The sequence below is a fragment of the uncultured Pseudoflavonifractor sp. genome (genome assembly GCF_944387275.1).
Classification (GTDB): domain Bacteria; phylum Bacillota; class Clostridia; order Oscillospirales; family Oscillospiraceae; genus Pseudoflavonifractor; species Pseudoflavonifractor intestinihominis.
This window is the reverse complement of record NZ_CALXEG010000009.1, coordinates 1-15,598: the sequence shown is the minus strand read 5'-3', so window position 1 is coordinate 15,598 and position 15,598 is coordinate 1. Positions and strand designations below refer to the sequence as shown.

General features: G+C 63.7%; 12 protein-coding genes and 1 pseudogene. 7 read left to right on the top strand and 6 right to left on the bottom strand.

The annotated features are described in order from the left end of the window. Positions 1–139 precede the first annotated feature (139 nt). The 3 genes from Q0K23_RS03715 to bilS form a co-directional block, all read right to left on the bottom strand. A complete protein-coding gene (locus Q0K23_RS03715) occupies positions 140–340 on the bottom strand; it encodes a hypothetical protein (RefSeq protein ID WP_294518007.1) in 201 nt (66 codons plus the stop codon). A 443-nt stretch (positions 341–783) separates the two neighbouring features. Next, positions 784–1,935: a D-alanyl-D-alanine carboxypeptidase family protein gene (locus tag Q0K23_RS03710; RefSeq protein WP_294518005.1), complete on the bottom strand. Its 1,152-nt coding sequence runs from the start codon at positions 1,933–1,935 to the stop codon at positions 784–786. A gap of 146 nt (positions 1,936–2,081) precedes the next feature. Then, the gene (gene bilS / locus Q0K23_RS03705) at positions 2,082–2,600 is read right to left on the bottom strand and encodes a flavodoxin family protein BilS (RefSeq protein WP_294518003.1); all 519 of its coding nucleotides are present in this window, start codon (positions 2,598–2,600) and stop codon (positions 2,082–2,084) included. A 168-nt stretch (positions 2,601–2,768) separates the two neighbouring features. Between bilS and Q0K23_RS03700 the strand changes: the two genes are divergently transcribed. Next, entirely contained in the window at positions 2,769–3,131 is a 363-nt protein-coding gene (locus Q0K23_RS03700) for a hypothetical protein (protein WP_294518001.1), read from the top strand. Positions 3,132–3,198: 67 nt separating this feature from the next. On the opposite strand, the gene Q0K23_RS03695 is transcribed toward Q0K23_RS03700, so the two are convergent. After that, positions 3,199–6,990: a M14 family metallopeptidase gene (locus tag Q0K23_RS03695; RefSeq protein WP_294517998.1), complete on the bottom strand. Its 3,792-nt coding sequence runs from the start codon at positions 6,988–6,990 to the stop codon at positions 3,199–3,201. Between the two features lie 285 nt (positions 6,991–7,275). Further along, entirely contained in the window at positions 7,276–7,578 is a 303-nt protein-coding gene (locus tag Q0K23_RS03690) for a Dabb family protein (protein WP_294517996.1), read from the bottom strand. A 248-nt stretch (positions 7,579–7,826) separates the two neighbouring features. Here Q0K23_RS03690 and Q0K23_RS03685 point away from each other — a divergent pair, with 248 nt between their 5' ends. Then, entirely contained in the window at positions 7,827–8,258 is a 432-nt protein-coding gene (locus Q0K23_RS03685; RefSeq protein ID WP_294517994.1) for a hypothetical protein, read from the top strand. A gap of 77 nt (positions 8,259–8,335) precedes the next feature. On the opposite strand, the gene Q0K23_RS03680 is transcribed toward Q0K23_RS03685, so the two are convergent. After that, the gene (locus tag Q0K23_RS03680; protein WP_294517992.1) at positions 8,336–10,033 is read right to left on the bottom strand and encodes a zinc ribbon domain-containing protein; all 1,698 of its coding nucleotides are present in this window, start codon (positions 10,031–10,033) and stop codon (positions 8,336–8,338) included. 209 nt (positions 10,034–10,242) lie between these two features. Between Q0K23_RS03680 and Q0K23_RS03675 the strand changes: the two genes are divergently transcribed. The 5 genes and pseudogenes from Q0K23_RS03675 to Q0K23_RS03655 all read left to right on the top strand — a co-directional run. Next, on the top strand, positions 10,243–11,202 hold the full coding sequence (locus Q0K23_RS03675) for a DUF6612 family protein (RefSeq protein WP_294517990.1): 960 nt from the start codon (positions 10,243–10,245) through the stop codon (positions 11,200–11,202). 235 nt (positions 11,203–11,437) lie between these two features. Continuing rightward, positions 11,438–13,786, top strand: a complete 2,349-nt coding sequence (locus Q0K23_RS03670; RefSeq protein ID WP_294517988.1) for an S-layer homology domain-containing protein — start codon at positions 11,438–11,440, stop codon at positions 13,784–13,786. A gap of 476 nt (positions 13,787–14,262) precedes the next feature. Next, on the top strand, positions 14,263–14,577 hold the full coding sequence (rpsJ, locus tag Q0K23_RS03665) for a 30S ribosomal protein S10 (protein ID WP_006573401.1): 315 nt from the start codon (positions 14,263–14,265) through the stop codon (positions 14,575–14,577). 138 nt (positions 14,578–14,715) lie between these two features. Beyond that, entirely contained in the window at positions 14,716–15,438 is a 723-nt protein-coding gene (gene rplC / locus Q0K23_RS03660) for a 50S ribosomal protein L3 (protein ID WP_294517982.1), read from the top strand. Positions 15,439–15,455: 17 nt separating this feature from the next. Continuing rightward, positions 15,456–15,598: pseudogene (locus Q0K23_RS03655) on the top strand (50S ribosomal protein L4); the annotation flags it as partial.

Here is a 15,598-nt window from a genome sequence, read left to right as displayed (position 1 = left end):
GGGAATGCAAGGTGGTTCATACCGGCCTCTGCCGCTGAGAGAATGACCTGGCCGTCTGCGGGCGGAAATGGTGCTCGGCTGCGGGCAGAGCGGACAGAACCAGCCGGGAGTCTCCTTCCCCCTTGAAACCGCCGCGCCGCTATCTCACATCAGCCCAGGCCGCGTCGAAAGAGATGGAGATCATCTTCTGATCCCGCTGTACGCAGTAGATGGGCAGCTGGCGGGTGGTGGCGGATGCGCCCACCACGGCGGGATGGTTGACCACATAGAACATGGCGGCCGCCGCCAGCACGCAGGCAAAGGCGGCCAGTATTTTGCGCCGGACCAGAAACAGCTTCATTACAATACCTCCTACAGTTTCTTGTGGTATCTATATATGAGCGGAACAGGGGCGGCATGTCGGCGGAAGCAGGCGGGCGCATGAGGGAGCGCGTTCAGGGCGCCCGGGAGGACCGGGCGCTCGCTCCGGCGGCGGGAGACAAAAAACACGGAAGCGCCCGGACCGGGAGGTCCGGGCGCTTCCGCATAATCAGAGAAGGCTGTGCGCTGAATCACAGGCCAAAGGAGGGGCGCCGGAAAAGGGCGGGAGAGGGACCACACCGCTCCGGCATGAGATGGGGGAAACAGAATGTCTGCACAGCGGATCTTTTGTTAGCTTAAGCTAACCATCCGTTGGGAAAAGACTACCACATCAATGGGAATATGTCAAGGTTTTTTGCAAAAAAAGAGATCCGCGCCGGGCTTTTGCCCGGCGCGGACGGAAAACAGCAGCATGAGGATGTTTTACCCGGCCATAAACAGCCGGTCCAGGAAGCGCAGGAAGATGCCGGGCACTGTGAGCCGCGCCACCGCCCGCTCCGCCACGATGGGGATGGTCTGGAGGACCTGGCCGTCCACGGTCACCACCATCTCGCCCAGTTTCTGGCCGGCCTCCACCGGGGCTTCCACGTTTTCGCACAGGTTGATCTGGGAGTTCACACTGTTGAGCTGGGCCTTGTCCACCAGAATGCGGCTGGACGCCGACAGCACCGGCTGGACGCAGTCCTCCTCGCCCAGGAGCACGTCGATGGGGGGCAGGGCCTGGTCGGGGTAGACGTCCATCAGGGTGTAGTTGGCAAAGCCGTAGTCCAGCAGGGCCCGGGCGGTGTCAAACCGCTCCTGGGAGGTGGGGGACTTGAGCACCACCGCGATGAGCTCCATACCGCCCCGCTCCGCCGTGGCCGAGAGGCAGTAGAGGGCGGAGTCGGTGGAGCCGGTCTTCAGGCCGGTGGCGCCGTCATAGAAGCGGATCAGCTTGTTGGTGTTGGTGAGCTGAAAGGCGCCGTCCCGCAGGGTGTCCATCCAGATGGTGGTGTACTCCCGGATGGAGGGATGGTTGAGGATCAGTTCCCGGCTCATGAGGGCGATGTCATAGGCAGAGGTCAGGTGCCCGGCGGCAGGCAGGCCGGTGCAGTTGACAAAGGTGGTGTCCGCCATACCCAACTCCGCCGCCCGCTGGTTCATCAGGGCCACAAACCCCTCCTCACTGCCCGCCACCAGCTCGGCCAGGGCCACGGCGCCGTCGTTGGCGGACACCACGGCCACCGCCTTCAGCAGGTCGTGGACCGTCATCTGCTCCCCTTCCTTCAGCCAGATCTGGCTGCCGCCCATGGACACCGCATGGGCCGACATGGTCACCGTCTGGTCCAGGGAGATGCGGCCGCTGTCAATGGCCTCCATCACCAGCAGCAGGGTCATGATCTTGGTGACGCTGGCGGGCTCCAGCTTGTCGTGGGAATTCTGTTCGTAGAGAATGGTGCCGGTCTCCTTTTCCATCAGCACCGCCGCGCCGCAGCTGACCGCAGGCGCGCCGGACGCCGCCCGGGCCGTGGGGACGGAAAACGCCAGAAGGACGACGGCCAGCGCCGCCGCAAGGAGCTTTTTTCTGTGGTTCATATGGCAGTTCCTCCGTGGTTGATTTCTAACACAGAGGATATGGAATTGTGCCCGGTTCTATACAGCGCAGAGAAATTTTGATGTGCGGACAAAAAAGAAAAAAGTGCGCTCCGGACTGACCGTCCGGAGCGCGGAGGAGAGAGGGCTCAGCCCTGGGCCTTGGCGGCCATCTCGCCGGCAAAGGCAGCCGCGGAAGCCAGGTCGGCCTGGTCGGGGTGGGGGAGGGCGCGGTCGAAGTTGGCCAGAAAGCTGGCCGCCTTGGGGTCGCCCGGGTTCTGGGCGGCCATGGCCTCATACCGGGTCCGGACGGCGGCGGGCATCTTCCCCTGGCACATCCAGCCCCCCAGCACCGTGTTTCCGGCGGGGAGCAGCGCCCGGGTCCGCTGAAGAATGGCCTCAAAATAGGCCTCGCTGCCGCCGAAGCCGGCGGTGCCGAAGAGGGCCACCTGCTTGCCCGCCAATTGGGCCATCAGCTTCTGCATGTCCGGGGGACAGACCCCCTTGTCCGTCCAGAAGCCCAGGAACAGCACCTCCTCCTGGGGGACGGCGGTGTCCGGCCCCACGGCCTCCAGCCGGGCCTGGCCGGCGGGGAGCGCGGCGTAGACGGCACGGGCCACCTGCTCGGTGTTGCCGGTACCGCTGGAATACAAAACTGCGTAACGCATGGGCACACATCCTTTCGGGAGATCAAAGCGGAAGGAACAAACCGGAGTGTATCCGGTGGGATGATCATATCACGACTTCCCGCCCTTGTCGAGGGACAGGCGGGATGTTATAATAAGGTCTGCTATCAAAATGGGCGGCCGCCGATGGGCCGTAAGGAGGAGAGCGGGATGGAAGGGATGTTTCTGCCGGTGCTGTCTCACTTTCAGAATGAAAATATCTGGATCTCCAGCGACGGCAAGCTGCGCTATCAGGTGACCCCCGCCACTGTGACCGGTGAGGACGGCCAGGAGGAACAGATCCTGGTCGCCGAGACCTGGGAGGGTCCCTGGAGCCGGGAGTTTTCGGCCATTGAGGGGATAGAGGAGTTCCCCATGACCGACGATGGGATTGAGGAGCTGCGGGTCTGGCTGATTCTGGAGAGCGAGAAAATGAATGAGCGGCCGGACAAGAGCCTGGCGGAGAATCTGGCCCGCCGGGAGGCGGTCGTCCGCGCCAGGGAGGAAGCCCGGGCCGAAGGGGAGAAGGACTGACCCGCCAGCCATAAAACCATAAAAAACCGCGCCTGTCACTGGACAGGCGCGGTTTTTGTTATGGGGTTCAGGCCTCGGCGGAGGCGAAGAGGGAGGCGGCCCGGAGGACCAGGGCGGCCAGCTCAGCCCGGGTGGCAGTGGCCTTGGGGGAGAGGGTGTCGCCCTTGCCGGTGCCGTTGACCAGGCCGGTCTCCACGGCCCAGGCCATGGCGTCGGCGGCGTAGCCGGAGACGGCAGCCGCGTCGGTGTAGGCGCTCAGGTCAGCCTTGCCGGTCACGTCCAGCCCCAGAGAGGCGGCGTAGTTGTACAGCATGACCACGGCCTGCTCACGGGTGAGAGCGGCGGTGGGGTAGAAGGAGCCGTTGCTGCCCTGGACCACGCCGGCAGAGGCGGCCCAGTTGACCGCGTCGGCGTACCAGACGCCGTCGGCCACGTCGGCGAAGCCGGCGGAGGTAGCCTCGGGGGAGCCGGCCAGCCGGTACAGGACCATGGCCAGCGCGCTGCGGTCAGTGGTGCTCAGGGGGAGGAAGGCGCCCTTGCCGTTGCCCTGGAGCAGGTCCTGGGCGGTGGCGCTGCCCACGGCCTCGGAGAACCAGTCGCCGGTGTTCACGTCGGTGTACTTGGCGGCGGCCAGGGCCTTGGCGTTGTCGCCGCTGTCAGCGCTGCCGGTGCAGATGTCGCCCAGCAGGCTGGAGAAGGCGGTGTTGCTGATGAAGTTGAACTCGTCCCGCTGGTGGACCTTGTTGGTCAGGGTGTTGGCGAAGAGGACCAGGTTCAGGCCGTTGCCGTGGTACTCAATGGCCTGGATGGAGTCGTCCAGGAAGTCGGCATAGTGGTCGCCGGTGCTGGGCAGGAAGCCCTCCAGCAGCTCCTTGGAGCCGTCCAGCTGCACCAGCACCTGGGCGCCCTCGGGGATGGAGGAGAAGTAGCCGGCGCCGTAGCCGTAGAGCACGTCGTCACCCTCGGCCACATAGCTGGCGGTCACCAGGCTGTCGGTGGGATAGGTCACATAGGCCAGAGCGTCCATGGCGGAGCGGTCCACGGTCTCCCGGACCAGGGAGCCGTCGGCGAAGAGGGTCACGGCGGAGCGCATGGCGTTGGAGCCGTAGCCGATGTAGGGGGTGCCGGACTTGACGGCGGCCAGGGCCTGGTCGTCCAGAGCGGCGGCGCCGATGATCAGGTCGGCCTCAGCGGCGTTGTCGGTGACGGTGAAGCCCAGCAGCTCCATGGACTGGCGGTCGTAGTTGTACTGGGCGGCGCCGCTGACCAGCGTGCTCTTGACAAAGCCGGTGCTGTTGTCGGCGGGCTTGCCGGAGATGTAGATCACAGGGGCCTTGGTGATGGTCAGGGACAGGGGAGCCTCGGCGGCGGTGACGCCCTTGCCGGTGAGCAGGTAGGTCTGGGAGACGGACTGCCAGTCGGCGTAGTCGCACAGGAAGGAGCCCTTGTCCTCGCCGGTGAGGATCATGGCCACGGTCTTGCCCGCCCGGAGCAGATCGTTGACGGCGGAGGTGGAGTCCTCGGAGGCGTTGGACAGGATGACCTTCTCGCCGGTGACGCCGGTGAAGGAGGAGGACACATCCCAGTCGTCGGTCACGGAGCAGGCGGCGGCGATGGTCTCGTAGGCGGCGGGCTCGGCACAGGTGACCATGTCAAAGCCGCGGGTGTAGTTGAAAGCGGTGATGCCCTCGGAGTAGAGGACGGGCCACTCGGTGATGACGGTGCCGTCATACAGCACGCCGTTGGCCACGCTGCGCTTGGCCTGGTACATGGAGATCACCGCGGTGCCGGCGGGATACTCCACGCCGTCGTAGGTGAAGGCCTTGTCGGCGGTCATGACGGTGACGCCGTTGCGCGCCAGGTAGGTGAGCATGTCGTCGGCGGCCTGGAGATTGCTCTGGTTGGCGCCGTCCAGGGGGATGATGTAGCACTCGGGGTAGAAGTTGCCGTTCTGGCCCTCGCCGTCGTACTCGGGACGGAACAGGTCGGCCTCGGCGCCCTCCTCGTCGTACTGGTTGCAGAACCACTGGCCAACCAGGTCGTAGGCGTCGGAATTGGCGTTGGTCACGCCGCGCTCAAAGATCTTGGTCTGGCAGAGCAGGTAGCTCTCCTTGTTCTGGGCGATGTAGTCGCTCTGGCCCAGCTGGCCGTAGGACAGGGCGGTGACCATGTAGTCGTCGTAGGCGGGGACCTCAACGGTGTAGGCCACGGTGCCGTGGAGCATGGCGTACTGGGGGGTGTAGCTGGTGGACATGTCGTCCCAGGGATCGTACCACTGGGTCTGGTAGCTGCCGTCGGCGTTGACCTCGCCGGTGTAGCTCAGGTAGTCGCGCTGGGGGGTCACATAGCTGTTGTGGCCGTCGTTGTTGGCCACGGCGGCAATGCCCAGGGCCTCGCCGCCGGTCATCAGGTGCTCGGCCAGCAGATCGTACTCAAAGTTGGGCTCATGAGGGGGATCGCAGGGCTCGCACTGGAAGGCCTCCACACGGCCGTGGAACTCGGCAAAGCTGACGGGGTTCCACTCCGCGATGAGGGCGGTCATGTTCTGGGTCTCGGCCTGGGTCTGGAAGGAGTTGTCCCGGTTCAGGTCAAAGCCGCCGGAGGAGGTACGGGTCAGATAGGTACGGCCCTCCACGTTCTCCTCGGGCACCAGGATGAAGAACACGTCGCTGAGGAGGTCGTCCACATTGACGGTCTCGGTCTCGATGGTGTAGTACTTCTCCAGGTCCACAACGGTGGACACGTCGGCGGTGGTGCCGTCGGCGTTCTTGCCCTTGATGTAGCCCAGGTAGGTGGCGGTGTCGGCCACCAGGTCGGGCACGGCCACGGAGCCGGCCTCGCCCTCGGGGCCCATCTGGGCGGCCAGCTCGGCCTCGCCCTCGGCGGTGAAGCCGGTGAGCTTGTCGTAGTCGATGGTGCCGTCGCCGGCGGCGGCGTTGAGGAGCATCCAGGCAAAGGCGGTGACGCCGTCGCTGGCGGCCACCTCATTGGCGTGGACGTTGGAGTACATCACGGGTACCTGGTAATCGCCCAGGGTGCCGTTCTCGATCTTGGCGATGAGGGCGGTGGGGTCGCTCTCGGCCTCCGCCTTGATCTCCTGCCACTTCTCCACCGCGGCCTTGTCCTTGGCCACGATGAGGTAGGGCATATCCAGGCTGGCCATGCCGTTGTCGCCCTGGCTCATGCCCATGGAGAACTTCTCCACGTACAGGTCGGTGTTCTCGGCGGCAAAGGCCACCATCTCGTCGATCTCCTCATAGATCTCGCTCATGGTGTGGAACTGGTCGTAGGGGGCCACCTTCACGCCCACGGCGCCCAGGGTCTCACCATCGGCCTGCGCGGTCAGGTTGAAGTAACCGCACACATCCATGTAGTAGCCGCCATTGACGTGAGGCACGCTGAAGTCGTCCAGGAAGTAGCAGGTGTTGGCAAAGGTCAGGGTCACGTACACCTGGCCGTCAACCTCCTCGGCGGAGGAGACCAGGTCGGTGAAGAAGGGGGTCTCCCCGTCCTTGCACATCCAGGTGTCCAGGGCGCCGCCCTCGGTCTGGTTGGGGAACAGGGTGTCGTCCAGGTAGTCCTTGGTCTCGTCGGGCACCAGGGACCACACCGCGTCAGCGGCGGCGGCCTGGGCCTGAGCCAGGGTCATGTCGACGGGGAGCATGACCTTGAAGGTCCGCTCGGCGGTGAGGGAGATGGCGTTCTCTCCGCCGTCCTCCGTGGTGTTGACAAAGCTGGCGGCGGGGGCGGCGGTGTCCGTCTCCGCGGCAGCGGCGGGCAGAGAGACCAGCGACAGGCACAGGGCCAGCGCCAGAATCAGAGACAGCCACTTTTTGGGCGTGTGGGTACTGCTTTTCATTTGCTTCACCTTTCCTTCTCTCAAATCGCGGGCACACAGAATAAAAATACGGAATACTCACAACTTGATGAATAAATATGAATGAATAATACCACCGCAGAAGAAAAGTGTCAACTGTCCAAATGGTAAAAAATGCACAAAATAAAAGGGCGAAAACCGGAGTGTTCTGGCGAAAAGAGTGACGCGCAGGGGCGGGTACAGGGAGGGACGGGAAAATAAGACCCTGGAAATGGCAATAAAGAAGCGCCCCGAAGGAGAATCGGGGCGCTTTTCGTGCTGGAATATTCAGAAAGTGAAGTCCACAGCCACCCGCTGCTCGATCACCTTTTTGATGTAGTCCACAACCTTCAGATGCTCGGGGTGGTTGGCGTAGACGGAGAGGGTGTCGGTGTTGGCGGTCTCCACGATGAGGGCCAGGTCGAAGTTGCCCTGGATGGAGCCGATGTCGATGCCCACCTCCATGTGCTTCACCTCGGGGATGACCCCCACCAGGGCCAGCAGGCGGTCCCGGACCAGAGCGCAGTTCTCGGCCCGGGACTTGCCCTCGGCCTGGTCCTTGAACTTCCATACGACAATATGCTTGAGCATGGGAATAACCTCCTTTGCAGCGTTACCGGAGCGGACAGCCGGGCAGGCAGCCAAAAATCCGGGGAGAAAACCCGCCGCGTTTCCACCAGAATGACCGTTGCGCCGGGCGCCTCATTTATATTATAATGCGTACGGCGCGGCGGAGCAAGCCCGGAAGGGGCGGGATCTCTGCCGCTTACTGGAAAAATGCGGGGCTGGGGGAGATACCGCCCGGACCTGCGGCCTTTCCTAGGAAAGAAGGAAAAAGCATGGAATATCGGATGAATCGGAGCCTGAGCACATCCTACCGGCTGGCAGGGGTGGTGTTCCTGGTGGCGGCGGTGCTGCTGTGGGTGTACAGCGGGCTGGAGCTGATGGGGGACGACAGTCTGCGGCTTCTGTGCCGCATCGGCGCCGTGGTGGTGGCGGTGCTGGCGGTGGTTTCCCTGCTGCGCCCCGCCCGGGCCTGCGTCCGGCTGGAGGACGACGATACCCTCCGCTGCTGCGACGGCTACGGACCGGCCAAGCGGGTCGCCACCGGCGACATCGCCCGGGTGGACCTGCTGGGCGGACGCCGGATGGCCCTCTACCTCAAGAACGGAAAGCGGATCAATCTGGAATTCCTCTTTGAGGGACGGGAGATCTTCCTGGCCGAGCTGCGGTCCAGGGGCATCCCGGTGGAGAGCCCGGCGCAGCGATAACAAGTGGTTTTTAAAGTAAAGTATGGAGCGCCGTGCCCCTCAGGGGGCGCGGCGCTCCATACTTTTCAGGAAATGTGTCAGTAGGCGTACAGGTACAGGATATCCTCGGCCAGAAGGTTGAGCGTACCGTCAGGAGAGACGGTATAGACGTCCGCAGAAGAGGGGGCTGAGGATGCGAGGTCAACGCACACGGTGATGCAGGTCTGGCTGCCCACCCCGGTGACAGTAAGAAAGACGTTGTCGTCCTCCGCTGCGGGCACCTCCACGGAAATAGGATCGCCGCCGTCGGAGAAGAGAAGTCTGGTGTTGTCGTCGGCGGAGCAGAGGATGGTGTTGTCCGCAGTGATTACGGCGAATTCAGTGCCATGAGTCAGGAACACCGGCTCCCCACCCGCCCGGAGGGCGTAATAGTTCCGCGCCAGCTGTGTATCGCCGGGGAGGGTGTAGAGCATCAGGGACAGGTCGGAGGAGGCGCCCAGCAGGGAGAGCATGTGCCCCTGGGCCAGCACCTGGGAGGCGGGGGCGCCCCACAGGTCGTCAAAACGGTAGAGGGTGTTCTGCTCGCTCACGCCGCTGATCTGGACCACCAGGCTGTTTCCGTCCTGGGAGGTGTAGGCGGCAGAGAGAGAGAGAAAGGTGTCCTCGGGAAACAGAGCGGAGGCCTCCCCGTCCCCATCCAGCAGCCAGATGTTCTGGTCCGAGCGGAGGCATTTTTTCCGTAGCGTGTCCACGTTGTACAGGCGGACAGAGAGGTAATTGGTGCCGTTATAGCTGCTGGAGGAAAAGGCCGGGGAACAGAGGGACTGAAGGGAGAAGGCGCCGATGTTCCGGGGTTCCTCGCCCTCCCGGCAGAACCAGGTGACGGGGCTGTCGTCCTCTTCCGTCGTGTAGAGCAGCTCGGTGCCGTCCCGGTTGGAGAGCAGGCTTGCTAAGAGGGACAGCCGGTCGGTGAGCAGGACGGAAGCTCCGTCCCGCCAGGCGTACAGGGAGAGACTGCTGCCGTCCAGGACGGTGTAGTAGAGCGTGCCGCTGTCAGTGACCAGGGCGGGGGCCATATCCTCAGAGGGAAGCTCCTGGAGCACGCCGCCGTCCAGCATCAGGCAGAGATGAAAGTTGCCGTCGCTGTCAGAGGCTGTCTGCCACACCAGGGCATGGCCGCCGTAGGACAGGAGGACGGAGGAGGGGGACACGCCCTCGGCCGCCAGCGTCGGGGCCTCCTCGCTCCGCTGGAGCCAGAGCTGCCCATCCGCGGTGACCCAGGCGGCGGTGCTCCCGTCGCCGGAGAGCGCGCAGTACCCCACCTGCTCCGCCAGGGTGGTGCAGCCAACGGAATCGGCCCGGTACAGGGTGCCTTCGGCATCCGCCAGCAGGAGCACGGACTTGTCCGCGGACATAGCGGCGGAGCGGAACGCGGTGTTTTCCTGCGGGAGGGTCAGCACCTGCTCCGTACCCCGCCACAGCTCCGCCTGGGCAGGGTCGGACCTGGCCATGAAAAAGAAGGAATTCTGACTGTTCAAAACAAAGGACGGGTCCAGCTGGGGCGGGCGGGTGAGGAAGAAGGCCAGAGTGCCCGCCGCAGCGGCCAGCACCAGTACCGCGGCCAGCACAAAGAGGAGCCGCCGCCTGGGGCGGGGTGCAGCCGCAGCGGCAGCCGGCTGCTCTGCAGGGACCGCCTCCTGCTCCGCATGGGCCTCCCGGTCGGGAAGCGCCGCGCCGCAGCGGCCGCAGAAGCGGTCGTCGGGACCGTAGGGGAAACCGCACTTGGGACAGAACATAGGGTATCTCCTCCAGAAAAGTCAGAATCGACAGAATACTTGGGGCCAAATCCATCCTAGCACACCGGTGGGGAGATGGCAAGAAGCGGGAGAAAAAAGGGGGAGTACCCGGCAAAAAGGCGGAGAAACGGGTGACAGAAGGGGGAAAGCGTGCTATACTATCCATAACTGCGCGCATGCCGCGTATTGGAAAGAAAGGACAATGTACAATGAAATGGATGAAACGTACGGCCGCTCTGGGCGCCGCCGCGCTGCTGGCCCTGTCGCTGACAGCCTGCTCCGGCGGAAACGCCGACGAGACGGTGGCTGCCGCCCTGGAGAAGGTGAAGGGCGCCGCCAGCGTGGACGCCGTCATCGAGATGGCGGCGGAATACACCTCTGAGGACCAGGATCTGTCCGTCACCAACCGGATGACCCTGACCACCTTCCAGGACCCGCTGAAGATCAAGGCGGAGGTGGCGCTGGACATGGCCACCGGCGACGACACCTACAACCAGACCATCACCATGTACGCCCGGAAAGAGGGGGAGGACCTGGTCCAGTACGCCACCGACGGCACCTACTGGGCCAAGCAGACCACCACCCAGGACGTGCTGGACACCTATAACGCCGGGGATACCCTGGGCGGCTACCTGGATCAGGCCTCCGGCTTCAAGAAGGACGGCACCGAGACCGTCAACGGCGCCGACGCGGTGAAGTACACCGGCTCCATCAGCGGCGCGCCCCTGGTGGACATCCTGGATACCAACGGCTACCTGTCCTCCATCTCCTCCATGTCCGAGGACCAGCAGGAGAAGATCAGGGCCAACCTGGAGAACATGCCCGCCGCCTCTGTCACCGTGTGGGTGGACCAGCAGGGCTACCTGGTCCAGATGGAGATGGACATGATGGAGGTCATCGACAACATGGAGGCCAACATCGACGAGACCCTGGGCCATCCCACCACCACGGAGGACGAGGCCACCAACCAGCTGGTGAGCTCTGTGATCCGGATGAACTGCTCCAACTTTGACGCGGCCACCGACTTTGAGATCCCCGCCGAGGCCCTGGAGGCGGAGGACCTGACCACGGTCCAGAACACCGACGGCACCCAGAGCACGGACGGTTCCCAGAGCGCCGGAACCGACGGCCAGAGCGGCGCCGAGGGCGGCGCGGCCGTCAACGAGTAAAGGGACAATATAATATAAGGTAGCAGGAGCGGGGGAAGCGGCGGCTGTCCCCGCTCCTGTTTTTTTGCAGGGAACTTTTCGGCGGGAAAAACGTCTGAAAAACAGCAGATTCTGGAACGGGGAGAAAAAGACAGGGTTCCCGTTGCTTTTTCCAGAATGAGCCGCTATAATTATGTTAAGTGCAGCAACCCGCCTTCCGGCGGGAAAAGGACGAGCCCGAATTTGGAGGTGCGCTATGAAACGAAACAGACTGCTTTCCGGTGCGCTGGCCCTGGCGCTGGTGCTCTCACTGACCACGGTACCCGCATTCGCCGCCACGTTCCCCGACGTGCCCGCCGGATACTGGGCGGAGTCCTACATCAACGACATGGCCGCCCAGGGCGTGTTCAAAGGCTATGACAACGGCGAGTTCCGCCCCAAGAACGAGCTCCAGGGCAGCGAGGCCCTGGCCCTGTGCGCCCGCATCGCCGTGGAGACCGATCTGCGGACCCAGATCGGCAAGGACCGGGCCAGTGAGATCTCCGCCATCATGGGGGATCAGCAGTCCTGGTTCCGGGACGAGTACGCCACCTGCCTGGAGGCGGGCATCCTCTCCTACACCGAGCTGAAGGGGCTCTATGACTCCGGCGCGCTGGACAACGGCAGGACCATCACCAAGGAGGACTTCGCCCTCTACCTGGTGCGGGCCATGCAGCTGGACTCCATGGCCGAGCACCTGTCCAGCTACACCCTCACGTTCACCGACAAGGCCGACATCACCCCCGGCCGTGAGCCCTATATCTACCTGCTCAATACATACGGCATCATCACCGGCACCGACCAGAACCAGTTCCAGCCCAAGAGCACCGTCACCCGCGAGGTGGCCGCCACCATGCTCTCCCGGGCCATCGCCTTCATGAAGGAGCGGGGCACCAGCGTGGAGCTGCCCAACTACACCGACTACGAGTGGCAGGCGGGCACCATCGTCTCCGCCACCTCCAGCAGCAAGAACGTGCTCCTCCTCACCCTCAACAGCGACCTGTCCGGCTCCTACACCATCTCCCTGCCGGCGGACACCCCCATCTATGAGAACAGCATGCTGGTGGACAGCGCCCTGCTCCAGACCGGTACCTACGCCCGGGTGTGCTACGATGAAGACGGCACGCCCATGGCCGTGCGCGTGTCCGGCAAGCTGGACACCGTGGCCGGCACTGTGGTGGGCGTGTCGGACAGCGGGATTCTCCTCAATGTGAACGGCACCTCCCTCACCCTGCCCTACGACCGCTTCACCGAGGTGCAGGTGGGCCAGAAGGTGGGCGGCTATGAGCTCATCGACCCCGAGGCGGGGTACACCACCGCCGTCTGCCGGGTGGACCAGCAGGACCACCTGGCCGCCGTCCAGCTCTCCGGCGGTACCCGGAAGGCCGAGGGCCTGATCACCGCCGTGGAGACCCAGGCCTCCGGCGGCAGCGTGCTCACCATCTCCGGCTTTGACGGCCAGCAGGAGCGGCTCACCGTCCCCGCGGGCACTGCCATCACCGCCAACGGCCTGGCCGTCTCCGCCATGAACACCAGCTATGTGGGCAGCTATGTGTCCCTCCGGGTGTCCAATGACAACGGCAACGTGACCACCGCCGCTGTGGATACCGTCACCCAGTACATCCAGGGCGCCGTGAAGAGCGTGGGCAGCGCCAGCGGCGTCAGCAACGTGACCATCACCGACCTGAAGACCAACAAGGCCACCACCTACAACTTTGCCGCCAGCGCCGTGGTGACCTATAACGGCAAGACCGCCGCCGTGTCCGACGTGCAGAAGGACTGGTTCGTCACCGTCCGCCTGTCCGGCGGCGAGGTGTCCATGCTCGCCGGCTACCCCGGCTCCACCGTCACCTCGGGCACCATCACCGACATCAGCTACCCCGCCGGCACCACCACGGAGGTCATCAGCGTCACCACCGCCGACGGCCGGGTGGTCCCCTTCCAGATCGACCTGTCCGATCCGCCCCAGATCCGGCGCAGCGAAAAGCCCAGCACCATTGACAAGCTGCGCACCGGCGACGCCGTCACCGTCACCGTCCGCTACAACGCCGTCACCCTGATCGACTCCGTGCCCCAGAGCGCCAATGTCTCCGGCACCATCACCCGCAAGAGCGAGGATACCTCCGGCGTCACCATCGAGGTGGAGCTGGACAACAACGGCGGCACCGTTACCTACGCCATCACCAGCGGCGTGTCGGTGAGCCAGGACGGCAAGCTCATCTCCATGTACGACCTGCGTGTGGGCTACCACGTGGCCATGGTCACCAACGGCGACACCGTGGCCTCCATCGAGGTGGACAAGACCACCACCAGCAGCAGCCAGCTCAACGGCACTGTCATCTACGTGAACACCTCCGACCGGACCATCACCTTCCGGGCCGACGACGGCACGGGCAACGGCTCGGTGATCCAGGTCAGCGCCCCCTCGGGCACCGTCATGCAGGAGGCCACCGGCGGCAGCTTCTCCCTGGGCAGCCTGAAGACCGGCGACAGCCTGAACATCTACGGCGGCTACACCAGCTCCGGCGAGTTCAAGGCCAGCATCATCATCCGCACCGCCAAGTAATCGCGGCGCTTTTCCGGCAGTTTTGGACCGGGCCGTCCCATGGGGCGGCCCGGTCTTTTGCGCCCGGCGGGCAAAGCGGACAGAACAGCGCCCCATCTGGCCTTTTCCTTTGTGTAAGTGGCCAAAACCACGGTTTTTTTGAAAAAAGAGCAAAAAAATACCGAGAAACTCTTGACATAGCCCTATGTTTAGGGTATTATATCAGAGCGCCTGTTTAGGGCGCGATCTGCGATGATGCGGGAGATTGCGGCGTGAGCCGGTAACTTCCGCGGAGTATGTCCGAGCTAGAATCGGGCGGCTGAGGAATCTGTGCACGGGCGTATATCGCCGGTGCATGGAGTAAACCGGCCTGCTTAGAGCCGGTTTTCTTCATGTCCTGGAGTGATACGCACGGAACCGTGGACATAAGATTTCTCACCGTACGAAGCGTGCGAGGAGTACCGAACCCCACTTCGTATGTTTAAGGAGGAAACACCATGGCAGCCCAGAAAGAAATGATTCGCATCCGTCTCAAGGCTTACGACCACCAGCTCATTGACCAGAGCGCCGAGAAGATCGTGGAGACCGCCAAGCGCACCGGCGCGTCTGTCTCCGGTCCTATCCCTCTGCCCACCAAGAAAGAGGTCGTGACCATCCTGCGCGCTGTGCACAAGTACAAGGACTCCCGGGAGCAGTTTGAGCGCCGCACCCACAAGCGCCTCATCGACATCCTCAAGCCCTCCCCCAAGACCGTGGAGGCCCTGATGAGCCTGGAGCTCCCCGCCGGCGTGGAGATCGAGATCAAGCTGTAATTGAACAGCTGAGTCTCACAACTATGTTGTACCCGCAGTCCGCCGCGTTTTGAGGCGGACGGGTCAAGTTGGCAGACCAATGGGGAGCCTGATGCCCCAAGTCTTCCAACCAATAACCTTATTTAAGGAGGAAAACACATGGAAAAGGCCATTATCGGCAAGAAGGTCGGCATGACGCAGATCTTCGACGAAGCCGGCAAGGTCATCCCGGTCACCGTCATTGAGGCTGGCCCCTGCGTGGTCACTCAGAAGAAGACCGTGGAGAAGGACGGCTACACCGCTGTGCAGCTGGGCTTCGAGGACGTGCCCGAGCGCAAGCTCACCAAGCCCGAGCTGGGCCACCTGAAGAAGGCCGGCGTCAGCCCCAAGAAGGTCCTCAAGGAGTTCACCCTCAACAACGCCGAGACCATGAACATCGGCGACGAGGTCAAGGCCGACACCTTCGCCGCCGGCGATCGTGTGGACGTGACCGGCATCAGCAAAGGTAAGGGCTACGCCGGCGTCATCAAGCGCCACGGCGCTCACCGCCTGAAGGAGTCCCACGGTACCGGCCCTGTGCACCGTCACGCCGGTTCCATGAGCGCCAACAGCGATCCTTCCCGCATCTTCAAGGGCAAGATCGGCGCCGGCCAGATGGGCAACGAGCAGGTCACCGTGCTGAACCTGGACGTGGTCAAGGTCGACCCCGAGCTGAACCTGATCGCTGTCTGCGGCGCCATCCCCGGCCCCAAGGGCGGCATCGTCTGCCTGCGCAGCTCTGTTATCAACGTCAAGGAGAAGGGCGCTGCTGCCGACATCTCCAAGAACCCGCAGAAGGCTTCCGGCCGCAATCCCCAGAAGGCTTCCGCCCGTAACAAGTAAGAAAGGAGAGATACCAAATGCCTAAAGCAACTGTTGTTGATATGACCGGCAAGAAGGTCGGCGAAGTGGACCTCTCCGACGCTATCTTCGGCATTGAGCCCAACGTGAGCGTTGTTCACGAGGCTGTCAAGAATCACCTGGCCAACTGCCGCCAGGGCAC